A 24,389-nucleotide genomic window follows, 5' to 3' on the forward strand; every position below is an offset into this window, starting at 1 on the left:
TAAATGTAGTATCATTATGCTAGATTAAAATTTGAACGAATAAGATTGGTGAATTTGATGAATTCTAATACTGTATTTTCAGTGGTCGATCTTGAAACGACTGGAAATAGCATCCACGAGGATAATCGCATTATTCAATTTAGCTGTGCTTTAGTTCAGAACAATAAAATTATTCGAGTCTACTCGACAAATGTTAATTCCGAAACTGAAGTTCCAGCTAGAATTACCAAATTAACTGGCATTACAAATGATGAGATTAAATCCGCGCCTACATTTAAACAGATTGCAAATAAACTTTATAAATTACTATCCGGGACCGTGTTCGTTGCCCATAATGTTAACTTTGATTTTCCATTCTTGAACCATGAGTTTCAACGAGTTGGCCATGCTCAGTTAAATATCAAGGCCATTGATACGGTAACGTTGAGCCAAATTTTACTACCGATGGTGCCTAGTTTCAGACTGCGTGATCTAACTAGCTATTTTAATATCAAACACGACCATCCCCACTCTGCCAGTAGTGATGCCATTGCAACGGCCCACCTCTTTTTGATATTGGTTAAGCGCATGAAGACGTTACCAACGCCTACGCTTAAGTCCATTTTGGGGTTACAGTTACAATTACCCCTAAATACCGGGCAGTTAGTTCAATCAATATTTCAAGAGCAGGTCCATGCGAACCGAAAATTACCGGCACATTTAATGTATCGACACGGACTAGTGTTGCGGCGGTTCACCCGCCAAAAACGGGATGGCGATAAGGCCGTCTATCCATACCCATTTAGTAATCATGAAAAGCAAATGGAGTTTAGTACGCAAATTCGATTTATTCCAGAACAAGTCAAACTGATGAACACCCTCTATGATAATTATCAAGCCCATCAGCCTGATAACTTATTGGTAGCAACGAATAAGGGGATGGGGAAGAAATTTGGCTATGGGTTACCGATGGCATATCTCAGTCATAATCGGAATCAAAAGGTGATCATTAGCCTAGGAAACCGTGATAATGAATTAGATTTTGTAAATAAGACCATTCCAGTGATCAAACAATTAGCACCGTTCAACGTTAGTTATTCGATTCTAAAGTCAGCTAATAATTATATTGATTTGAATCGCTTCTTTGTTTCTTTACGAACTGATAAACGATCGGTGCAAATTCAATTCATTAAGGCCCAAATCTTAGTTTGGTTGACAATGACTAAGACGGGGGACTTAGGCGAATTGAACTTAAGTAACCAATCACCGTATTGCAATGAGATCAATCACCAGGGAGTTAAATCAATTCGGCCCACCCAACCGTTTTATCGAGTCGACTTTTTAAAACGAGCACGGAATTCCAATAAGTACTCTAACTTTTTAATTACCACGCATGATTATCTACTACGGCATGCTAAGCAGATTAGCCAGCAGAATCAAAAACCACTGTTAGTGATTGATAATGCCTTGGAATTAAATGATAGTGTGATGCGGATGAACCATATTACCCTCGAATTAAATCACGTTAATGTTTTGATTCGCAAAATTCAAGGGATTATCAATAATACCCACACCCTAAGTTTAAATGATATCTTGGGGCATCAAAAACAATTTCGTAAATCGGTGGAGCGCGTTAGCAGTGACTTAAATGCAATTAGTGCGTTCTTAGAACCAATTCAAAAGCGTATTTCAACGCGGTTCTTAGGACGTGAATTTGAGCGGCCGAACGATAAGCATTTAACGGGATTAGTGGACGTTGGTAAGTTGCGGGATGAATATAATTTCGAAAAACAACGCTTTAATCAAATCAAGGCCAAATGGAAGGCCTGCTTTGAAAATGCTAATCGGATCGTTAGTGGGCCCAACCACGGTTACTCACTAAAAGAACAGGCGGTAGTTGATCATTTTCAAGCGTTAGTATTAGAAATGACGCGTGAAATTAAGCAGTATCATGAATTTACTGAGCGCTTGAAACAACAATCCGATGATTTAATCGTTTCAGTGTATGCGAACCAAGTCCATGACTTAAACAATGCCTTTTTGACTGCAGAGACGTTAAGTCCCCGGCTGGATTTAAGTCAATCATTGTTCAAGCATTTTCCAGCGGCATTATTAGTTGATAATTTGAACATCGATAGTCGAATTAGAAAATTTACGTTCGATCAATTGGGGATGCAGATGCCCAACAAACGCTTGGTGCAAATTGAACAGCTAATGAAGCGACAATCCTTATCCGTAGTGGATGATGGCCCAATGCTCAATGCAACTTATGATTCAAAACCGGTTGATTACTTTGCAGAAGTCATTGTTAAGGCCTTAAAACACGGGACCAATCAGAATTACTTCTTGTTTAATTCCAAACAATTATTGCGCCAAGTGTATTTCGCCTTAACGGAACGGCATATTAACGATCACTACAATGTCATGGCAGAAGGAATTAGCGGGAACCAAAGCAAATTAATTAAAAATATTTTAAATGATGGCCAATTGACTGTATTAGGCACCATTGCTACCCTGGAAACGAGTCGTGAAATTGCTAAACAGCCTCAATCAATATTTATTGTGGACCTACCCATTTTATTGGGTGATTCACCTAAGCAGCGGTTGTTGTTATCACAAGTTAATAATCTTGACGGTGATTCATTCAAAGATTTCATTGTGCCGAATGCGATTTTAAAGCTGAATCAAGCATTAGCATTAACTAATCCCAATCAATGGCTTGCCATCTTAGACTCACGATTGGTCAATACTGATTATGGACGTCAAATTGCGACAAGTTTGACGTCGCAATTTGCACTGGAACGAATGCCGACCCGCCGGATTAATTTCGCCACCGCGAATTTCTTTAAAAATTTTATTAAAAAATAAGTCAATTCCAAAATGAATTTGCTATAATGGTATTGTTATCAGGAAACGCAGTAAAGGAAGTTCGCTATGCAAAGAGAATTATTACGGCATCAGCAACGGCGTAAATTTAGAAGGATTATTTATGCGATCGTTGCATTACTGATTATTATCTTTTGTATTCTAATTTTCCGTGCTCAAAGACCAATGAGTAGGGCAAAGGGCCAGTCGATCGATATTGCTAAAAAGGCTGCCGGAATTCAAAATGTTAATAAGTTTTACATGTCCGCATTGAACCGGACGTACTACACAGTTCAAGGAACTAATAATCGGAATGCTTCACTATATGTTATTATTAATAAGGATGATGGCAAGACGACCGTTTTAAAGGCTAATCAGGGCATTTCAGAAACTGATGCTATTAATAAGGTCAAACAAGACGGTCAAGCGAAGAAGGTGCTCAATGCCGCACCATCGATATTTAATAATAAACCAGTGTGGATTGTTAGTTATTTAAATCATTCCAATAAGCTATGCTACGAAACATTGAATTATGCTAATGGCAGATCAATCCAATTAATTTCGAATGTATAGTAAATTCATTACTAAACGGGGGAAATTTTGATGCAACAAATTAATATTATCGACGCCAAAAATCACGTTGATGAAAAGGTTAAAATTGGCGTTTGGCTCACTAATAAGCGTTCTAGCGGAAAGATTGCATTCTTACAATTAAGAGATGGAACTGCTTTTTTCCAAGGCGTTGTTTTAAAAAAGAACGTTTCTGAAGAATTATTTGAAGAAGCCAAAAAATTACGACAAGAAACTAGTATGTACGTAGTTGGAATCATTCATAAAGATGAACGTTCTAAGTTCGGTTATGAAATGGAAGTCGAAGATATCGAAATCATTTCTGAAACTGAAGATTACCCAATCACCCCTAAGGACCATGGAATCGAATTTTTACTTGACCATCGTCATTTATGGATTCGTTCCCGGCGTCCATTTGCCGTATTAAAAATTAGAGACCAAGTTATTAGAGCTACTTATGAATTCTTCGGCAAAGAAGGTTTCGTTAAGTTCGATGCACCAATCTTAACGGGAAGCGCTCCTGAAGGAACTACTGAATTGTTCCACATTGATTACTTTGATACTAATGCTTATCTATCCCAAAGTGGTCAATTATATGAAGAAGCAGGGGCGGAAGCATTTGGTAAGGTTTACTCATTTGGACCAACTTTCCGGGCTGAAAAGTCTAAGACCCGGCGTCATTTAACTGAATTTTGGATGATTGAACCAGAAATGGCATTCATGCACCAAGAAGAAAGCTTAGACATTCAAGAACGCTACATTGCTTACTTAGTTCAAAGCATTATTGATAATTGTCAATATGAACTTTCAATCTTAGACCGTGATATTGAAACGTTGAAGCGTTATACGAAAGTACCATATCCACGAATCAGTTACGATGAAGCAATTGAATTGTTACAAAAGGCTGACTTTGATATTAAGTGGGGCGATGATTTTGGATCACCTGAAGAAACTTACCTCGCTGATCATTTTGACCAACCAGTGTTCGTTTTGAACTATCCAAAGGCAATTAAGCCATTTTACATGAAGCCTCATCCAACTCGGGATGATGTGGTTATCTGTGCAGACTTATTAGCTCCCGAAGGATATGGTGAGATCATTGGTGGTTCCGAACGGGCTACTGATTATCAATACCTATATGATAAAATTGTCGAAGCCGGCTTAGACCCAGAAGCCTACTCATGGTATCTCGACTTAAGAAAATACGGAAGTGTTCCGCACTCTGGTTTTGGATTAGGACTGGAACGAATCTTAACTTGGTTGACCCTTGAAGATCACGTTCGTGAAACCATTCCATTCCCAAGAATGTTAAACCGGCTTCACCCATAAACCACAAAAGTAGCCTGAATGGCTACTTTTTATTTTTCAAATTAACGGGAGGGATTCACATGGATGCATTAACTAACCATCTGATTAGGGATGGCAGCACTAATTTACCCAACTACTTATTAGCGAATTACACTAAAATTGGCATGGATGCAAATGAATTATTGATCTATTTGCAATTCAAACGCTTCTTTGATCGCGGCATTGCAGCTCCAGACATCGAGACCATTGCTGAAGCAACTGGTTTTGATCAGCAATCATTCTATCAAATCCTTCATCAATTGATTCAAAAAAAGTTGATGACGATCCAAACCAAAAAAGATCGACAGGGTAAGGATTTTGATCAGTATGATTTTCAACTAATGTATGATAAATTAGCTGAATTATGCTCAAATGAGGATGCAAATGGTAGTGGGGATGATTATGCACAAATGACTACCACGATGCCTGATCAAGCTAATTTAACCACTAACAATGACCGTAAACATGTATTTGAAAGTATTGAACGCGAGTTCGGCCGTGAATTATCACCCATTGAATTAGAAACGATTAGTCAATGGCTAGATACTGATGGCTATCGACCAGACATGATTGAACTAGCGTTACGAGAATCTGTTTTAAACCAGGTCTATAATTTGAAATATATTGATCGGATTTTACTGAATTGGGAAAAGAAGAATATTAAGACGCCTAATGATGTTGAAAAAGAAATTGATCGATATGAAAATAGTCGAACGCCGAAACGTTCATGGAAACGTCATGATGATGGTCCTGAAATCCCAATTTTCAAAATAAAATAAGGTAGACAAAAAGCCCATCTGCTAAAGATTTAGCGGATGGGCTTTTTAAGTTGCCTAACTAATTGTTGTTTTAGTTATTATTGGCATTTGTCTGATTTTGGTTATTGTTGTCATTATTATTTTGGTCCTGGTTTTGGTTCTGATTAGCATTGTTATTTTGTTGTTGGTCATTAGTTTGACTACTGCTACTAGAGCTAGAACTACTAGAGCTGCTAGAAGATGAACTATCAGATGATTTACTACTATCATCATTGTCCTTTGGATGTTGTTCAACATCACTAGAGGAACTACCAGATGAGTTGTTAGTACTGTTAGAACTATCCTTAGAACTAGATCTGCTCGAACTGCTAGAGTTAGAGTTAACTACGGTCGATGATGAAGTGCTAGATGAGCTATTATTGACCACACCATTGCTGTAGCCAACCACGTAGTACTCAGTTTTACCATCTTTAGTTACTGAGCCGACGTCATCTGGTTTAGTCCAGTCGACATTTGGTTTGTTTTGAGAAGCATATGCCATCGTGTATTTATATAGTTCCTGGGCAATTGTTGACTGTTGCTCGGTAATATAGTGGTTTGCTTCGAACGGTTTATCATATCCAGTCCAAACTGACATGGAGTAGTTCTTAGTATAACCAGTGAACCACGAATCCATTGATGACATACTAGGCACTGAACTCAAGTAGTTATCAGGGTATTGAGTAGTTCCCGTTTTACCAGCTTCATATAATCCATCGATCTTAGCTGAAGGACCGGAACCATTGGCATCCGTCATAACGCCCTTTAGCATATCAGTGATCATAAATGCAGTAGCTGATGACATTGCCTTTTTACCTTGGCTGCTGTATTTATGAACATCTCCATTAGCTTCAACGATCTTATTAATGTAATAAGGCTTGTAGTAAGTTCCACCGTTAGCAAAGGCAGCATAGGCAGCAGCTTCTTGTTCGGATGAAATGTAAGCCCCAATCCCATTTTGGAGGTTAAAGGCTGATTTTTGGGTAATTCCCAATCCCTTAAGGAATTCAGTAGCACGGTCGATTCCAACGTCTTGTAAGGTCCGAATGGCCGGAATATTTCTTGATTCAACTAATGCTCGACGCATCGTGATGTTTCCTTCATAACGATCATCGAAATCCATTAACTTAGTATTAGTCCCAGGATAAGTGAACGGCGTATCTTGGACCATTTGGTAAGTTGGATAATGGAGGTATTCGATTGCGGGTCCATAATCCATTAGTGGTTTCATTGTTGATCCACTCGAACGATCGGTTTGCACGGCTCGATTTAAACCAAATGAAATGTTGGATTTACGGCTACCAAGCATTGCAACGACCTTCCCGTTATTGGAATTAACCATTGTAGCGCCGACTTGGAAATCATTACTTGGGAAGTTAATAGTCGAATTACTATTAGCGATCTTATATAGATACTTTTGATTAGATAGGTTTAAGTTAGTGTAAACCTTAAGGCCAGAACTAGTGTTGTAACCCTTAGCTTTTAATTCTTGAAGAGTTTGTTTTAAGTATGAATCAATGTATTTTTCATTAACAGAGGTCACGTCGGTATTGTGATGCGTTTTAGCTAAGCCGCGTTTAACGCTAATGGCTTTCGCTTTATCTGCTTCTGATTGAGAAATCTCTTTATTTCTGACCATTGCTTGTAATACTTGATCCCGGCGTTCCTTAGCATACTTAGGATATAGATATGGATTGTAATTAGTAGGAGATTGTGGCATTCCTGCTAATAATGCGTATTCAGCTAAACTAAGTTTCTTTAGTGGTTTGTTATAGTAATATTCAGCAGCTGTTTGCATTCCATAGACATTATTGCCCATGTAAACCTTATTAATGTAGAATTCTAGAATCTTATCCTTGGAATATTGACGGTTGACCTTCATGGCTAAGTAAGCTTCTTGGGCTTTTCGTTTTAAAGTCTGTTCGGAAGCAGCAGTGGAGAAGACTGATAATTTAACTAATTGTTGGGTTAGGGTACTTCCACCTTGGAGCCCGAGTGAAGAACCAGTTAGGTTACCAAATGCAGCTCCAACGATTCGTAGTGGATCAACACCACCTTCTTTGTAGAAGCGACGATCTTCAATTGAAACTACGGCTTCTTTTAGTTGGCTTGGAATATCCTTGGACTTAACGTATTCACGATTTTGAATACCGAGGCGAGAAATCACCTTACCATTAGCATCGTAAATTTTGGTCGAATTATCACTAGATAATGCATTATAGGTAATTTCTGGTGCACTGGAAGCATAGTAGAAGAATAATCCACTTCCTAAAGCGATGATAGCCACAAAAAAGGCAACGATACTTAAGATGATTTTGCGTAATAAGTGCCGATGTTTGGGACCTTTAACTCGATTCCGAGTCATTCGCGACTCTTGATTATTGTCTGACATGAAAAAACTCCTTCACTTAATCAATTAACTGATCCACCGCTTCCAAGTATGGAATGAGTGGTTGTAACTGATAGTTAATACTGTACCCAAGCTCTTGAATTGTCAATTTCGGAATGGATTTACGACCACCTTTTTTTTGTGCATCCCAAAATTGAAATAAATCAGTTGCTTTGAATAAAAAAATATCATTTGTTTTTACGAATTTAATAATCGCAAAACAAATGCCACCTTGTTGAATGCATTTACGCATGTGTTCAATTTGGTGTTGATGAAAGTTGCTTAATGGAAAAGCAGTGGCGTTTTTGGTCTCTTTGGCATCAAAATCAATGTAGTGACCACGATAAACGCCATTATAATCAGTAGTAGAGGCTTTATTAAAGTAAGCTTCTTTGATGACTGCTGCTGCCCGCTTAGGATAGTTAACGCGTACGATTTGAACGGGGGTGGGCTTTTTATGAATCACTGCAATATCATGGGCTAAGTAGTATTGGTTGCTTGCGTTTAGTTCAGATTCCAGCCCCATTCCACGATCGCCGTAGTTAGTATTGAACCGGGTGGGCTTAGACTTTAAATTGTTATGATTAGCCCGTGTTCCACCAGGATAATTAATTTCCATATAACCACCTTCCAATATTATATTCTAACAAATCTAACGTGTTAGAATATAAATAATAGCTCATATTCATTATTATACCAATTGCCATCATTTTTTTAAATTCTTTTTAGGAGGGATCGATTTGAAACGACTTTGGATAACCGGTTATCGAAGCTATGAATTGGGGATATTCAACCCCAATGATCCAAAATTAATAATTATTAAAATGGTTTTAAGAGCTCAGTTGATTCAAGCGATTGAATCGGGGTATGAATGGTTCATTACGGGAGCACAAATGGGCATTGAACAGTGGGCTGTCGAAGTAGCTAATGAGTTGAAAAAGGAATACCCAAATGAGTTTCAAATTGCAGTAATGTTACCATTTAGTGAATTCGGTAATCAATGGAATGAAAATAATCAAGCAAAGCTAGGGCAAGTCAAAGTGATGGCTGATTTTACTGCCAACGTTAGCAATCAGCCGTATCAATCACCCCAACAATTAAGAAATTATCAAGAATTCATGTTAAAGCATACAGATGGGGCACTAATGATTTATGATGAAGAAAAGCAAGGTAAGTCGCAATATGATTATCAATTAATCAATCAGTTCATGGCCCATCACGAGTATGATTTAAAAACGGTGGATTTTGATGATCTGCAAGAAGCGGCTGATGAGTATCAAGAAAATCAAAATAATAGTTTTCAATGATTATTTTTTTTGCTATAATGATACTTGCACTTGAAAAATTAGTGAGGTGTGCCAATCATGGAACAAATTCATTTTACGCCCAAGCAAATTTTGCAAAAGGAATTTCGGCAAAAGATGCGTGGTTATGATCCTAATGATGTTGATAGCTTTTTAGATGACGTAATCAAAGATTACGACACTTTTGATAAGATTAATCAACAACTACGGGATGAAAATGACAGATTAAAAGGTCAAGTTGACGAATTAAATCGTCAATTAGCAATGAGCCAAGATACAGCATCGATTAATAGAAGTAATAGTAACGATTCATTCCAAAGCTCACAGGCGGCTCCAACAATGAATAATGCTACTAGCATTGACATTTTGAAGCGATTATCTAATCTTGAACGTCGGGTATTTGGAACTCAAATGGGTAATGGCAATAACGATTCCCATCGTTTCTAACAACATTAACTGGTGTAAATCCTGAGTAATCGCGGCTAGTTTAATACTAGCTGAGGAAAGTCCACTCTCGCACAGGCTGCGATGTCTGTAGTGTTCGTGCTCGGTGAAAAAATAAGCCGAGGCATTACCATTAGGTAATGATGGCGGAGAAACGAGCTAAGGTTTCGACTATGCTTTAATACTCTGTAAAGTGCCACAGTGACGAAACAATAAAAGAAATTTTATTGATGGAACGCGGTAAACCCCGCGAGCGGGAAACCCAAACTACGGTAGGGGAGCTTCATGTACGGAAATTGAACCACGCATGGGGGAGAAATTTTATTTCTCAGATAGATGATTACTACTCAATTGATTTTCCCTGAGATTTTAATTGAGCACAAAACATGGCTTACAGGGATTTGCACCATCAGGAAGGGGTGAGAGTTATACTCTCACCCTTTTTTTATATTCATTTTTAATTGATAAAAGGAGAAGTTATGCAAACATTTAATTTAATTGCTACCTGTGCAGCAGGAATTGAAGCATTAGTTGGAAAAGAATTACGTGATTTAGGATATGAAACACAAGTGGAAAATGGTCGGGTTCGGTTTCAAGGAACGGCTAAGGATATTTTAACTGCTAATCTTTGGCTACGAACTGCCGATCGAATCAAAATTGTGGTTGGTGAATTTAAAGCATTTACCTTTGATGAATTGTTTGAAAAGACTAAGGCGTTGGATTGGGGCAGCTTACTGCCCATGGACGCTAAGTTTCCAATGGAAGGCCGTTCTAGAAATTCAAAGTTACACAGTGTCCCAGATGCACAAGCAATTGCTAAAAAAGCGGTCGTTAGCAAGTTAACTGATGTTTATCATCGGCGGACTCGTTTTCCAGAAACTGGTGCATTGTTCCCATTAGAAGTGGTGATCAATAAAGATAAGGTCATGTTAACCCTGGATACAACGGGATCCAGTTTATTTAAGCGTGGGTATCGAGTAGCGAAGGGAATTGCACCATTGAAGGAAAATATGGCGGCTGCGTTAATTATGTTAACTAGTTGGAAAACTGATATGCCATTTGTAGATCCAATGTGTGGTTCTGGGACGTTACCAATTGAAGCCGCCTTAATTGGGCGTAATATTGCACCTGGTTTTAACCGCGATTTTCAATGCGAAAGTTGGGATTGGATTCCAGATGAATTAGCAGCGCAAGTTCGTGATGAAGCAGACGCTAAGGCTGATTATGATAGTGAACTGCAAATTTTTGCTTCTGATATTGATGGAAACATGGTCGAAGCGACTAAACAAAATGCTCAAGAGGCAGGGTTGTTCTATGATATTAAATATAAGCAACTAGCAGTTCAAGACTTTAAGACTGATTTGAAGAACGGGGTCGTTGTATCTAATCCACCATATGGGGAACGAATGAGTGATAAAGAAAGTATCGTTCGTTTGTATCACCAAATGGGGCAGGTATTTAAGCCATTAACAACGTGGTCCAAATACTTCTTAACTAGTGATTTGGAATTTGAAAAACACTATGGTCAAAAAGCAACTAAAAAGCGAAAGCTCTATAATGGATCTTTAAGAACCGACTACTTCCAATATTGGGGCCATCCAGATTTTAGAAAGGACCATCAAAATGACTAGGCAAAAAGTAGCCATCGTTGGTGGCGGAATCATGGGGAGCACGGTAGCTTATTATTTGACTACGCATCCGAACTGGCAAGATTTTGAAGTGACGATGTTTGACGATGGAATGGGCCAAGCAACTAAGGCTGCTGCTGGCATTATTTCGCCATGGATGTCCAAGCGTCGAAATCAGCGTTGGTATCGACTAGCGCGAATGGGAGCTGATTTAATTCATCAATTAGCCGTTGAAACCAAGATGGATGCGTCGATGTATCAACAAAATGGGACCATCATTACCCGAGATACAGCTGCTAAAATTGATCAATTGCTGCAACTAGCTAGGCAACGAGAAGTTGATGCACCACTAATGGGGACGTTAACTAAATTATCTGCAGATGAGATCAATCAATTGATTCCAATGGTTGAAAATCAACTGCCGGGTTTATTAGTTAGTGGCGGAGCGATGATTGATGGCGGGCGGTTTGCCCATCATTTACGTTCGATTGCGGAACAACATTATTTTTCTAGTAAAAAGCAAAAAGTTACTTTAACTAAAATAAAAAACAAAATAAAAATAAATCAAGAAACATTCAACAAGGTTATGATTTGTACCGGCGCATGGATGAAAGATACCATTGCACCCCTCGGGTTTGATTTAAAGGTCCGGCCCCAAAAGGGACAGTTAATTAAAATTAAACTAAATCAACCAGTTAATAAAAATTACATGCCCGTTTTAATGCCAGAAGGGGAACGCGACTTTATTCCAATTAATAATCATGAAATTATCATTGGCGCTACCCATGAAAACGATATGGGCTTTGATTTAAACCCAAGTGATGAGGCATTCAATGATCTATTAGCAAGTGCTAAGCGACTTATGCCTAATATTACCAAAGATAATATTGAATTGATTCGAGTCGGCACGCGCGCTTATACTGATGATTTCGCACCTTACTTTGGGGCGTTACCCGGCTTAGACAATGTTTTAATTGGTGGTGGCCTGGGCTCATCTGGACTTACGACCGGACCCATGATCGCAAAATTACTGGCTGAGTCCGTAATAACTGGTAGTCAAAAAAATTGGTCTGAATATACCAAACCAATCGATAACTATTTAAATTGATGCAATGCTTGCTGGGCCAACTGATGGGCACCATTATTTTGGCTTTCTGGAATCCATTGATTGATCACGGTTTGAAATTGTGATTCTAATGCTAAGATTTCATCCACCAATGGTTGATAGTGCTTAGCATATTGTTTTTCCAAGCTATCAGCAACGATTTTACTATCAGTGTAATAAAAAACCATGGTTTGACTACGTTCAGTAGCCGGGATTATTTCAATAAGATTCATTAATCCTTGTATGCAGGTTTGAAACTCTGCGGTATGATTATCGTGTGCACTTAATTGCACTTTAAGCTGTTTCTGTTTGCCACTGTTAATGATAAGAATGCCACCCGCACTTTTATCATGTTTTGCATCATGGTGGTTAAGCGTAGCAGCATCTGTATATAATTTGTACATTATTTTATTCTCCATTCGAAAGGATGTACCTTAATGATAAACCCAAAGCGAACTTTTTTTTACCAACCTAGCCCATTAAATAGTATTATTTGCTGGAGTTGGACATTTACACTATTACTATTAGGGGTTATTTTCTGGCTAGAAGTAACTCAGTTCTCATGGATTACCATGTTCTTCTTTATGTTATTCTCATTTGTTGGTATTTGCGAAGTTCTTTTTCGTAAGATTACAATTGAAGGCGATCAGTTCAAGGTTGGTCATATGCTAAACCCTAATTGGCTTAATATTGATATGCATCAAATTAAAAATATTAAGCTGCGTAAGTACCAAATTAGTTTTGATTATATGAATCATCATTGTATTTTTGTCCTTCCAGCCAATTCTGTAATTGAAATTAATGATATAATAAGGGCATATAAATAAGCGGGGTGGAAAATTGTGAAAACAGATATTGAAATTTCTCAAAATAGTGAATTATTACCAATTGGTAAAATTGCTAGTAAATTAGGTTTAACTGATCAACAAATTGAACCATACGGTCATTATAAAGCTAAGGTCACATTACCATTTAACAGTCAAACTGATAAGGGTAAGTTAATTTTAGTTACTTCAATTAATCCAACGGCAGCCGGTGAAGGGAAGACAACCATGGCAGTTGGGCTAAGTGATGCTTTGAGTGAATTAAATCATAAAACTGCCATTGCATTAAGAGAGCCATCCCTTGGTCCCGTAATGGGAATGAAGGGCGGCGCCACTGGTGGTGGATACTCACAAGTAATTCCAATGGAGGATATTAATCTCCACTTTACTGGTGATTTCCATGCACTAACGGAAGCCCATGATACGCTATCAGCATTAATTGATAACCATATTCATCATGGCAACCAATTAAACATTGATCCACGCCAAATCACTTGGAAACGGGTCTTAGACATTAATGACCGTGAATTACGACACACGGTGATTGGACTTGGCGGGCGGACCTCTGGCGTTCCACGTGAAGATGGGTTTGACATTACAGTTGCCAGTGAACTAATGGCAATTCTGTGTCTAAGTCGTGATATTAAGGACTTGAAACAACGCATCAGTAAAATTTTAATTGGTTATACTTATGATCGTAAACCAGTCACAGTTGCTGATTTAAAGGTTGAAGGTGCTTTAACGTTATTATTAAAGGATGCCATCAAGCCTAATTTAGTTCAAACGATCGAACACACTCCTGCTTATATTCATGGGGGCCCATTTGCTAACATTGCGCATGGTTGTAATAGTATTATTGCTACCAATGCAGGATTGAATACAGCCGATTACACCGTTACTGAATCCGGATTTGGATCTGATTTAGGTGGTGAAAAGTTTATGGACATCGTAACACCTAGACTTGGTAAAAATCCGGACGTAGTGGTCGTAGTGGCTACCATTCGGGCATTGAAGTTAAACGGTGGTGCCAATAAGGACGATCTATCAACAGAAGATTTAGCTGCATTAGCAAAGGGAGCACCCAACTTAGGCCGACACATTCAAGCGATGAGCCGATACGGAAAACCAGTGATTGTGGCAATCAATGACTTCACTAGCGATACTGATGCTGAAATTGCACAATTAAGAAAGTACGTAGCAGATAACTTTAACATCCCCGCTATCACCTGTTATGAATGGGCCCAAGGTGGTAAGGGAGCTACCGAACTAGCCCAAGCAGTCGTTAAAGCTGCAGATAATACCGATCAATTCCATCCGCTTTATCAAGATGATGAATCAATCGAGGCCAAAATCAATAAGATCGTGACCGAAATCTATGGTGGCGATGGCATTGAACTATCTAACAAGGCCCAAAAGCAATTAAAACAAATTGTTAAACATGGATGGGACAAATTACCAGTATGTATGGCTAAGACCCAATACTCATTAACTGATGATGCATCTATTCATGGTGCCCCAGAACACTTTAAGATCCATATCCGTGAATTCCAAGTTAAATTAGGCGCCGGCTTTATCGTGGCGTTGACTGGAAACGTATTAACAATGCCAGGCCTACCAAGCCATCCTGCTGCCTTAGACATGGATGTAAAGGATAATGGCGAAATTACTGGATTATTTTAGAATTGAAGGGAATTAAAATATGCCTTATTTTTATATCATTGGATTACTCGTAGTATTGATTGGTGCAGACCAGGGAATTAAGGCTTGGATCAGTGTCACAATTCCGCAGGGGCAGTTCAATGACTTGATCCCAGGAGTTTTATCATTGACTAATTTGCATAACCATGGTGCGGCTTGGAGCATGTTGCAAGGAAAGATGAATTTCTTTATTATCATCTCGATCATCGCCGCCGCAGTTATGGTTTATTATTTGATCAAGCTCCGCCACCACGTTGGCTATGCAATCACCATTTGTTTGCTACTTGCTGGAACGATTGGTAACTTCATTGACCGCTTAGTGCATGGATATGTAGTCGATATGTTTCACTTGGCATTAGATTTACCGTTTTTAAACTTTGTCTTTAACTTTGCTGATGCATGCCTTACGGTCGGGGTAATTATGTTATTGATCATGTTGTGGCGTAGCGATAAGAAAGAAGCTAAGTAATGGCACAACAATTTACAATTACCGACCAAACTGGCCGCCTCGATAAAGTATGCGCCGAATTAATGAAGTCGATCAGTCGCTCGCGGGCGAAAGAACTAATTCAAATCGGCAATATTTTAGTTAATCACCAGACAGTCAAACCTAAATACGAAGTTAAATCGGGTGACCAAATAGAAATATCGATGCCAGCACCCAAAAAGCTAGATTTAGTTGCAGAAAACATCCCACTATCAATCGTATACGAAGACGATGATGTAATCGTTGTGAACAAACCCCAGGGGATGGTAGTGCATCCCGCCCCAGGCCATCCCGACCACACCTTAGTCAATGCGTTATTGTATCATACGCCGCTATCGAACATTAACGGGACCTTGCGTCCTGGAATCGTCCATCGGATTGATAAGGACACATCTGGATTGTTGATGGTCGCTAAGAATAACATGGCGCATGAGTCATTGTCCAAACAACTAAAGGACAAGACTAACGTGCGTAAGTACGTTGCATTAGTTCATGGCGTCATTAAAGATGACCAGGGCACGGTCGATGCGCCATTAGGCCGGGACAAAAAGGACCGGAAAAAACAAGCCATCGTGGCTGATGGGCGGCACGCAGTCACTCACTACCGGGTGTTAGAACGTTTCCTTAACTACACGCTAGTAGAATGTCAATTAGAGACCGGTCGGACCCATCAAATCAGAGTCCATATGAAATCCATCGGACATCCCATCGTAGGCGATCCATTATATGGACCCCGCAAAACGATCAAGGGTGAAGGGCAGTTTTTACATGCTCAAGTCTTAGGATTTGTCCACCCTAGAACGGGAAAACAACTAACTTTTAGTGCCCCGGTGCCACCGATTTTTGAACAAACATTAAAACACCTGCGTCACAGTCAAGCTCGTTATTGACAAATCAATCATATTCAAATATTCTGATAATATATAACCACTGAAATGGTTGCTGGTTCGAGTGATCGAATAGGCAGCCATTTTTATTAAAGAAAGGGAAATGAACATGGCAAAAGTAATTATTGATAAGATGGCAATGCAACGCGCCTTAACTCGAATTACGTACGAAATCATTGAAAAGAACAAGGGAATTGATAACTTAGTCATTATTGGGATCAAGACCCGTGGTATCTACTTAGCAAAACGAATCGCGAATAGGCTACAAAAGTTAGAAAACGTTGAAATTCCGGTGGGCGCCTTAGATATTACCAAGTATCGTGATGACATCGAACATGATAGTGATAAAGAAGAACCAACCGTTGTTGCCAGTGAAGACAACGTATCAGTTGAAAATAAAAACGTGATCTTAGTCGATGACGTATTATATACGGGACGCACCATCAAAGCGGCTTTAAGTGCTATTTCTGAATTGGGGCGGCCGAACAGCATTCGCTTAGCCGTATTGGTCGATCGTGGTCATCGGGAACTACCAATTCGGGCCGACTTTGTTGGGAAGAACATCCCTAGTTCTCAAAATGAAAAGATTCAAGTTTCAGTTCAAGAAATTGATAAACGGGATGCCGTTGAAATCATCAATAAATAATTTCTGGACTGGATAGGAGCAAGAAAATGACAAAACGTTATTTGATATTAGAAGATGGCTCGGCTTATCCTGGGGAAGCCTTTGGTGCCTTGGCGACCACAACTGGTGAAATTATCATTAATTCGAACATGATGGGTTATCAGGAATCAATCACTAATCCGATTTATCATAATCAGATCATTGTTTTTACCCAACCAACGATCGGTAACGTTGGAATTAATCATAAGAGCTATGAATCGATCATCACTAGCATCAAGGGAGTCATTACCAGGGAGTACTCAGATACCATTTTAAATCACCGCCACAAGCAATCCTTGGATACGTTCTTAAAGCAACATGAAATTCCCGGTATTTCTGGCATCGATACGCGTGAATTAGCCCATCGAATCACTAAGCACGGAACCATGAAGGCCAGCATCGTTGACGTGGATGATGAACATGCTTTCGACCAGTTGAACGCTACGGTCTTAACTAATCAACAGGTCACTCAAGTGGCAACTCCCAAGCCATATCCCAATCCCGGCGATGGGTTCAACATTATTGTGATCGATTTTGGACTAAAGCAAGGCATCCTACGTAAATTAGATGAACGGGGCTGTAACGTAGTCGTGGTGCCATGGGATACGACGGTGCAAACGATTCAAAGCTTAGATCCAGATGGTATCGTGATCTCAACGGGACCAGGGAATCCAGCTGATCTACCGAAGTCGATCATAAGTACGATTCAACAACTCCAAACTGAATTTCCGTTATTAGCGATTGGCCTTGGCCATGAACTATTTGCCCTGGCTAACCATGCGACCGTATATAAATTAGCTAACGAACACCATGGTAGTAATCATCCCGTTCGCAAGATCATCACGAATCAAGTCATCTATGTATCGCAAGCCCAAGGATATGCAGTCGATTATAAATCAATCAATCGCGATACATTGATCACGACGTACATCGACTTATATAATGGGACGGTTCAAGGATTAAGACACCGTGACTACCCAGCGTTTTCAGTCCAATTTTCACCAGACGGGGAACCAGGGCCCACGGTAGCTGCTGATATATTCGATGAATTTCTAGAAAATATCGGATCACAAAGGAGGTAAGAGCACATGATCGACCCAAAGATCCATAAAGTCTTAATTATTGGTGGGGGCCCATCCAAAGTCGGCCAGGAAAATGAATTAGATGCTGCGGTCTTTCAAACAATCGTTAGTTTTAAACGCGCGGGCGTCAAAAGCATTGTTTTAGACAATAATCCATATTCAATTGCGACTACTGAGATTCAACCCGCTAGCGCATTCATTGAAGACATTAGCATTGATAATGTGGTTAAGATCATTCAAAGCGAACATCCCGATGCCATTTTACCCACATTAGGGGGCCCCAATGCAATCAGTATTTGTCAACAACTAGTGGAAATGCGTTTACTGGCGAAATATTCCGTTCAACTCTTAGGCCTCTCTAAAAACGCATTAAAGTTAGTTGGTAACCCATTGCGTTTTAGTCAACTAATGAAGGAAGTCCAAGCGCCAATGATCTCATCTACGATCGTTCATTCCAATGCAGAAGCGTTATCCCTAGTAAAAACCGTTGGCTTTCCCATCATCGTCAAACCCGTCCGCTCTTCAATCAATAGTCGCCGGACCATTTGTAATAACTTTGATGATCTAGACATGGCATTGACCGAATCATTCGCGGATTCAACTTTGAATCGTTGTGTAATGGAAAAAAGCATCGTTGGGTATAAAGAGTTGAGCATTTTAGGGATGCGGGATCCGAATGGAACCAAAATGATCATTAATGGGGTCGAAGACATCGATGCCGTTGGAATCCATTCGGGCGATTCGATCGCCGTCTCACCCATCCAAACCATTGCTGACTTTGTTTACCAACACCTCCGTGAGGCGACCTTACGGATCATGGAACAACTAGAGATCGTAGGCGCCTGTGAAGTTAGCTTTGCGTTGAACCCCGATACCGACGACTACTTTGTCACAAAGGTCAGTCCTAATTATAATCGGGGATTTGCTTTGGCTACGCTTGCGACTGGGTATCCATTGAACTATGTTGCCGCCCAGTTGGTCTTAGGGAATGGTTTTGCTGATATTAAATTGCCCCATGGATATGCTAAGTTAACTACGTTTATGGAACCATTAATGGATCGCATTATGATTCGAATCCCATTGTGGCCATACGATAGTCTCAAGAACGTGGATCAACATCTCGATCAGTCAATGAAATCAATCGGTTCAGCCGTTGGGATTGGCCGTACGGTAGAAGAAGCCATCTTAAAGGCCATGCGTAGTTCACAGTTCAACCCCCGCGACGTGTTACCCAACATGGAAGAACTTAGTGACGATGAATTGATCAGCCAGTTGATCCATCCCAAGGCTAGCCGCATCTTAGTGTTAATCGAAGCACTAAGACGCCACTACCCCGTCGAAGATTTATCAGAGTTAACCAAAATCGATCCATTTTACTTTAAACGCTTACAGAAGTTGTTGGCCGTTGAGAACCTAATATTGCGCGAACCACTAACGGAACACTCATTAAAGATCGCCCATCAAAATGGGTTCGGTGATGGGATGTTAGCGGCGACTTGGCAAACTGACCTAGATAAATTAAGATACTTTGCTAAGGTCAACCACAGCATCCCCACCTTTAAAATGATCGAGCCATCGGCAGGCGAAGAACTCCCAGACATTAGATCGTTCTACAGTAGCTTTGAACGGGAAAATGAATCAACTAGATTATCTGATCACTCAGCCTTAGTCATTGGTCGGGGTGGTAATCGACTCGGCCCTAACTCGGCAGCTGATTACTATACGTCCGAAGTGTTAATTCAAATGCATCGGTTGGGATATAAAACGATCCTATTGAATAATAATCCGAACTCGGTCTCCCTTAGTCCCCAGTTAAGTGATAAACAATACATTGAGCCGATTCAAATTGGGGCCATCTTAAATATTGCTGAAGTGGAGAAACCATCGATCGTTGTGGTGCCAGGAAATCGACACTATTTGGTCCGCCAACTCAAACAATATCCGGAATTAAAGGTCGTTGTTTTACCACCTGATCAAGAAACCGGTGTTACCTTACCGCAAAAAACTAGCTTTGCGTTGAACTTCTTTGTCACCAAACAACAAAGTCGCTTCATTAACGCCGTTAAATTAGCGTCGGGCAAGAACCACGAATTAAAGGATATTTCACATTTAGGCTATCCATATGATATTGACGATGCTAAGCTAGCACCATTGATCGAAGATGCCAAAGATTTGATTGGGAACTCATATTGGAAGGGTTTAGTCCAAATCTTAGTCTTAGAAGATCAGGGGCTCTTTAAAGTCGTTGGAATCAGACCCGTTCGCATTATCGAAACCATATTCTTGAATCGAATCACTAATATCAACTGGATCAAAATGTTAGTTAAGCTATATACGAATCAGCTTAGTTCCGATGATTTGGACAAAACGTTCCGCGAATTATCATTGATCCCATACGCTGAAATGACCCCCACGTTCCCATTTTCAGATTTAAAGATTGACCAAAAGGTAGGCAAGACCAACCAAGAAGTCGGTGCGGTCATTACATTTAATCCTGATGAACAATAAAATAAATGGCAAAAAATAAAAAACAATCCTATAAGCATCAAGCTTAAACTAGTGCTTAATTTATAGGGTTGTTTTTTATAATCCAATTTTTAATTTTTATGAATATTAAACGTTCACAAAACGCTTAGCTAAAATAAAGTTGCCAATAGTTGCAGAGTTATTGTCTACTGCACAAGACTTAGTTATTAAATCATTTAAATTAGTAGTATCTACATAATCACTTATTAAATCAACGTATTGTTTTTTAATATTTTTAATCAATTGATCATTTACTACACTACCACCAAGTATAATTTTTTTGGGATGAATAATTAAATTAATTGAAACTACTGATTGTGCTAAGTAGTATGCAATTCGATTCCAAATGGGGCTATTCATGGATAGCTGTTCTCCTGGAATATTAGTTCGAGCCTTTAATGATGGTCCAGATGCCATTCCTTCTAAGCATCCATCGTGAAACGGACAAACGCCATGAAAACTTTTGTCGTCTGAATGCTTAACCACTCTAATATGTCCAATCTCTGGATGCTCACCCAATCCAAAAATATGATTATTGTAAATAATTCCTGCTCCAATTCCAGTTCCGATAGTTAAGTAGACTAGTGAACTTACCTTGATTTCCGATTGTTGTAACAAGAATTGCTCACCAACAGCTGAACCATTAACATCCGTAGTAATAAAAACTGGGACATTAAGTGATTCTTTAATTTTTTTCAGTATATTAACATTTTCCCAAATCAATTTAGGTGTTTTCAAAATACTTCCAAAATGAGAACTATTCAAATCTAAATCTAAAGGCCCAAAGCTAGCAATGCTGATCGAATTGATATTTTTAAATTGTTTAAAATATTTAATTACTTTACTCAAGGTTGATTTAGGGGTTGTAGTTTCAATTCGAATTTGATCTAGAATAGTTAATTTCTCATCACCAACAGAACAAATAAATTTGGTTCCACCTGCTTCAATGCTTCCTAGTAACATTATAATCAGCTCTTTTCATTCAACATTAAATTAAGTTCATCAATTGATACTTTCTTAATAACTGCTTTGCCAATTTCAGATAAATAAATTATGTTTAAATAACCATTATGATTCTTTTTGTCATTCTTAATTTTATTAATTAAATCAGGGGATGTTAATAAATCTGAAGTAATCGGTAAACCAACGTTACTCAAGCGCTTAGATAACTGATCAACTACTTTTGCTTTGTCCTTTGGGTTTGAAAACAGTTCACTGATTTTAATAAGTCCAATCGAAACTGCTTCACCATGCATCAAGTCACCATTACTAAGTTCTTCAACGCCATGCCCAATAGTATGCCCCAGATTTAAAATTTGCCGTATTCCAGATTCTTTTTCGTCATTCATTACAATATTAGCCTTAAAGGTGATTGAGAAGTGAATTAGTTGATCTGCATTATTAATAATATCATTATATGAATTAACACCACTTACTAGTCTCCAAAATTTACCTCCCGCTAATGCAGCACATTTAACAGTTTCAGCGTATCCTTCAACTAAGTTTCTAACTGTAAGTGTATTTAACGTATTTGGATCAATAATTACCATTTTAGGTTGATGAAAACTACCAATAATATTTTTAATATGATTTAAATCAACAGCTGTTTTACCACCAACTGAACTATCAACTTGTGACAAAAAGGAAGTTGGAATTTGAATTAAGTCGATTCCACGCATGTAAGTTGCTGATATAAATCCAGCAAGATCACCAACTACACCGCCACCAAGAGCGATTACTCCATCGCTTCTATTAAATTTTTCATTTGCCATCTCATTAGTGATTAGCTCAAGATTAGTTAGTGATTTTGATTTTTCCCCATGCTCAATGGTACTTACAAAAACCTTAAATCCTTTGTTTAATAAACTCTTTTTAACTATATCTAAATAAATGGGATTAACATTGTCATCAGTAATAATTTTTATTTTACGGTAGTTCCATACCAAACTAATTAGTTTGGCAACATTTTTAATGGCCCCACGTTGGATTATAACTGGATATTCTTCATTAGCAGTTCTTATCTTAATTGTTTCCATTATCATCCCTCCACAATGTTTTTAATCGCACGTGCTTTATTGCATGTAGTTAACAGTTGTTTAGGTGATAGTGCCTGTGCCCCATCTGATAGGGCATGATCTGGATCATCATGAATTTCAATGATCAAACCATCGGCACCAGCTGCGGTTCCAGCCAATGCTTCTGGAACCACTAATTCTGTGTGGCCAGCTGCATGACTTGGATCAATAATAACAGGGTATGGAGTAAGTGATTGTAAAACCGGAACTGCACCAACGTCTAAAGTATTACGAGTGTACTTATTATCAAATGTTCTAATGCCACGTTCAGCTAATATAATTTTATGATTACCCTCAGAGGCAACATATTCAGCAGCATTTAATAAATCATCAATCGTTGCAGCCAAACCTCGTTTAATCATTACTGGTTTATTAGTCTTACCAACAGCTTTTAATAATGAAAAATTTTGCATATTGCGAGCGCCAATTTGAAAAATATCAGTATATTTTTCGACCATATGAACGTGGGTCTCATCCATAACTTCAGTAATTACATCCATATCTAAAGCATCCGCAGCCTGCTTTAAAAATATTAATCCTTCTTCGCCCAACCCTTGAAAAGAGTAGGGTGAAGTTCTTGGTTTGAAAGCACCACCACGAAGAACTGTAGCACCAGCATTTTTAGCTGCTTGGGCCATCTTCATTACATGCACTTTAGATTCAACAGAACATGGACCCGCCATGATAGTAAAATTATTGTTACTAATAATACTATGCTTAGTTTTAATGACTATTGATTCTGGGTGAAATAAGCGACTGCTTTGGACTGCCTTAGGATGTCTTTCAGTTATACTTACTGTTGATGCTAGTTCTTTGTCAGTTAAATCTGATAATGTAATTCCATTAATCGCTAATCGTTCTCCGTTTTGAAATATATCGGTTTTATTTTTAAATCTTTTAGTTAGTTCAGTAATCATTGGTTCATCTTTTGAATTAAATAAAATAATCATGGTAAAAGTCTCCTGTCTTTAATCGATTATAAACAAAATACCCCCTGTAATGGTTTATACCACTACAGGGGGTCAAATAATCGATCCGCAATGGTATAAACCATGTGCGTGACCGAAGTGACATGTTAATAGCTTTTGGCCACACGAAATGGAGTGGTGCTCCATCTCATGTGAGATTGAACATCACTTACCAAAAGCTATAATTGCACTGCACCCCAAAGTTTGTACAAAACTTTGGGGTGTTTTTTTGTGTCTAAATATAAAGTAGAAGATAAATTAAATGTAATTAACGCATACCTAAACGGTATGGGATCGCAAATGGTGGCTAGAAACTTTGGAGTTAAAAGTAGAAATACTGTTTTATGTTGGGTTAAGAGTTACAAAAAACATGGACTAAATGGTCTTAAAAAAAGAAAGAATATAATCGAATACTCTACCAAAGAGAAACAATATATATTAAACTGGATGAAAACGACTAAATCATCTTATCCAGAGGCAGCTTATCATTTTAATATTCCTTCTCCATCAACTATCTGGACTTGGGAAAAACGACTAGAGCAAAAAGGTATTGATGGTTTATTGTCCCGAAGGGAAAGAAAAGCCATGACAAAAAGGAAAACTAACAAAGCCGAATCAAACAATACTAATACCGATAAAGAAAAATTGAAGAAGATTGAAGAAGAAAATTTAATGTTGAGAATAGAGAATGACTTCTTAAAAAAATTGAGGGCCTTAGACGACGAAGAAGACCAGAAGTAATTATTAAAA

General features: G+C 38.7%; 22 protein-coding genes and 1 other RNA gene. 17 read left to right on the forward strand and 6 right to left on the reverse strand.

From position 1 onward, the window contains the following. Positions 1-57: 57 nt before the first annotated feature. From R4146_RS05475 to R4146_RS05490, 4 genes are all read left to right on the forward strand, one after another. Positions 58-2,847 carry an exonuclease domain-containing protein gene (locus R4146_RS05475; RefSeq protein ID WP_339960414.1) on the forward strand — a complete coding sequence of 930 codons (2,790 nt, stop codon included), beginning with the start codon at positions 58-60 and terminating at the stop codon, positions 2,845-2,847. Positions 2,848-2,913: 66 nt separating this feature from the next. Next, positions 2,914-3,417: a cell wall elongation regulator TseB-like domain-containing protein gene (locus tag R4146_RS05480; RefSeq protein ID WP_339960415.1), complete on the forward strand. Its 504-nt coding sequence runs from the start codon at positions 2,914-2,916 to the stop codon at positions 3,415-3,417. 30 nt (positions 3,418-3,447) lie between these two features. Further along, positions 3,448-4,743: an asparagine--tRNA ligase gene (gene asnS / locus R4146_RS05485; RefSeq protein WP_339960416.1), complete on the forward strand. Its 1,296-nt coding sequence runs from the start codon at positions 3,448-3,450 to the stop codon at positions 4,741-4,743. Between the two features lie 59 nt (positions 4,744-4,802). Next, a complete protein-coding gene (locus R4146_RS05490; protein WP_339960417.1) occupies positions 4,803-5,540 on the forward strand; it encodes a DnaD domain-containing protein in 738 nt (245 codons plus the stop codon). A 70-nt stretch (positions 5,541-5,610) separates the two neighbouring features. On the opposite strand, the gene R4146_RS05495 is transcribed toward R4146_RS05490, so the two are convergent. Continuing rightward, the gene (locus tag R4146_RS05495) at positions 5,611-7,950 is read right to left on the reverse strand and encodes a PBP1A family penicillin-binding protein (RefSeq protein WP_339960418.1); all 2,340 of its coding nucleotides are present in this window, start codon (positions 7,948-7,950) and stop codon (positions 5,611-5,613) included. 16 nt (positions 7,951-7,966) lie between these two features. Further along, a complete protein-coding gene (recU, locus tag R4146_RS05500; RefSeq protein ID WP_339960419.1) occupies positions 7,967-8,566 on the reverse strand; it encodes a Holliday junction resolvase RecU in 600 nt (199 codons plus the stop codon). 121 nt (positions 8,567-8,687) lie between these two features. On the opposite strand from recU, the gene R4146_RS05505 reads away from it, so the two are divergent. From R4146_RS05505 to R4146_RS05525, 5 genes are all read left to right on the forward strand, one after another. Next, on the forward strand, positions 8,688-9,254 hold the full coding sequence (locus tag R4146_RS05505) for an SLOG family protein (RefSeq protein ID WP_339960420.1): 567 nt from the start codon (positions 8,688-8,690) through the stop codon (positions 9,252-9,254). 57 nt (positions 9,255-9,311) lie between these two features. Beyond that, entirely contained in the window at positions 9,312-9,698 is a 387-nt protein-coding gene (gpsB, locus tag R4146_RS05510) for a cell division regulator GpsB (RefSeq protein WP_339960421.1), read from the forward strand. Positions 9,699-9,715: 17 nt separating this feature from the next. Next, positions 9,716-10,094: RNase P RNA component class B (gene rnpB, locus R4146_RS05515), an RNA gene on the forward strand. Between the two features lie 80 nt (positions 10,095-10,174). Continuing rightward, complete coding sequence (locus R4146_RS05520) at positions 10,175-11,326, forward strand: THUMP domain-containing class I SAM-dependent RNA methyltransferase (protein WP_339960422.1); 1,152 nt, start codon at positions 10,175-10,177, stop codon at positions 11,324-11,326. Next, positions 11,319-12,431 carry an NAD(P)/FAD-dependent oxidoreductase gene (locus R4146_RS05525; RefSeq protein WP_339960423.1) on the forward strand — a complete coding sequence of 371 codons (1,113 nt, stop codon included), beginning with the start codon at positions 11,319-11,321 and terminating at the stop codon, positions 12,429-12,431. The genes R4146_RS05520 and R4146_RS05525 overlap by 8 nt, the downstream gene beginning before the upstream one ends. On the opposite strand, the gene R4146_RS05530 is transcribed toward R4146_RS05525, so the two are convergent. Beyond that, on the reverse strand, positions 12,419-12,832 hold the full coding sequence (locus R4146_RS05530; protein WP_339960424.1) for a ribonuclease HI family protein: 414 nt from the start codon (positions 12,830-12,832) through the stop codon (positions 12,419-12,421). The genes R4146_RS05525 and R4146_RS05530 overlap by 13 nt on opposite strands. 33 nt (positions 12,833-12,865) lie before the next feature. Between R4146_RS05530 and R4146_RS05535 the strand changes: the two genes are divergently transcribed. The 7 genes from R4146_RS05535 (at position 12,866) to R4146_RS05565 (ending at position 20,578) form a co-directional block, all read left to right on the forward strand. Next, positions 12,866-13,255, forward strand: coding sequence for an EbsA family protein (locus R4146_RS05535; RefSeq protein WP_339960425.1), 390 nt, complete (start codon positions 12,866-12,868; stop codon positions 13,253-13,255). A 15-nt stretch (positions 13,256-13,270) separates the two neighbouring features. Then, positions 13,271-14,932 (forward strand): formate--tetrahydrofolate ligase, encoded by a 1,662-nt coding sequence (locus tag R4146_RS05540; protein WP_339960426.1) that lies wholly within the window; start codon positions 13,271-13,273, stop codon positions 14,930-14,932. 19 nt (positions 14,933-14,951) lie between these two features. Beyond that, a complete protein-coding gene (gene lspA, locus R4146_RS05545) occupies positions 14,952-15,419 on the forward strand; it encodes a signal peptidase II (RefSeq protein WP_339960427.1) in 468 nt (155 codons plus the stop codon). Further along, positions 15,419-16,327, forward strand: a complete 909-nt coding sequence (locus R4146_RS05550) for an RluA family pseudouridine synthase (protein ID WP_339960428.1) — start codon at positions 15,419-15,421, stop codon at positions 16,325-16,327. Before lspA ends, R4146_RS05550 begins: the two co-directional genes overlap by 1 nt. A gap of 106 nt (positions 16,328-16,433) precedes the next feature. Continuing rightward, a complete protein-coding gene (gene pyrR, locus R4146_RS05555; RefSeq protein ID WP_339960429.1) occupies positions 16,434-16,970 on the forward strand; it encodes a bifunctional pyr operon transcriptional regulator/uracil phosphoribosyltransferase PyrR in 537 nt (178 codons plus the stop codon). A gap of 26 nt (positions 16,971-16,996) precedes the next feature. After that, a complete protein-coding gene (locus R4146_RS05560) occupies positions 16,997-18,070 on the forward strand; it encodes a carbamoyl phosphate synthase small subunit (protein WP_339960430.1) in 1,074 nt (357 codons plus the stop codon). Positions 18,071-18,076: 6 nt separating this feature from the next. Beyond that, positions 18,077-20,578 (forward strand): carbamoyl phosphate synthase preATP-grasp domain-containing protein, encoded by a 2,502-nt coding sequence (locus R4146_RS05565; RefSeq protein WP_339960431.1) that lies wholly within the window; start codon positions 18,077-18,079, stop codon positions 20,576-20,578. A 105-nt stretch (positions 20,579-20,683) separates the two neighbouring features. Here R4146_RS05565 and R4146_RS05570 read toward each other — a convergent pair whose 3' ends face one another. From R4146_RS05570 to aroF, 3 genes are read right to left on the reverse strand one after another with little or no spacing between them, the layout of a single operon-like run. After that, complete coding sequence (locus R4146_RS05570; protein ID WP_339960432.1) at positions 20,684-21,559, reverse strand: ROK family protein; 876 nt, start codon at positions 21,557-21,559, stop codon at positions 20,684-20,686. 5 nt (positions 21,560-21,564) lie between these two features. After that, positions 21,565-22,632 (reverse strand): 3-dehydroquinate synthase, encoded by a 1,068-nt coding sequence (gene aroB, locus R4146_RS05575; protein WP_339960433.1) that lies wholly within the window; start codon positions 22,630-22,632, stop codon positions 21,565-21,567. Between the two features lie 2 nt (positions 22,633-22,634). After that, a complete protein-coding gene (gene aroF / locus R4146_RS05580) occupies positions 22,635-23,621 on the reverse strand; it encodes a 3-deoxy-7-phosphoheptulonate synthase (protein WP_339960434.1) in 987 nt (328 codons plus the stop codon). A 249-nt stretch (positions 23,622-23,870) separates the two neighbouring features. On the opposite strand from aroF, the gene R4146_RS05585 reads away from it, so the two are divergent. Then, complete coding sequence (locus R4146_RS05585) at positions 23,871-24,380, forward strand: helix-turn-helix domain-containing protein (RefSeq protein WP_339959675.1); 510 nt, start codon at positions 23,871-23,873, stop codon at positions 24,378-24,380. Positions 24,381-24,389 lie beyond the last annotated feature (9 nt).

The organism is Nicoliella lavandulae, assembly GCF_037546185.1.
GTDB lineage: Bacteria > Bacillota > Bacilli > Lactobacillales > Lactobacillaceae > Nicoliella > Nicoliella lavandulae.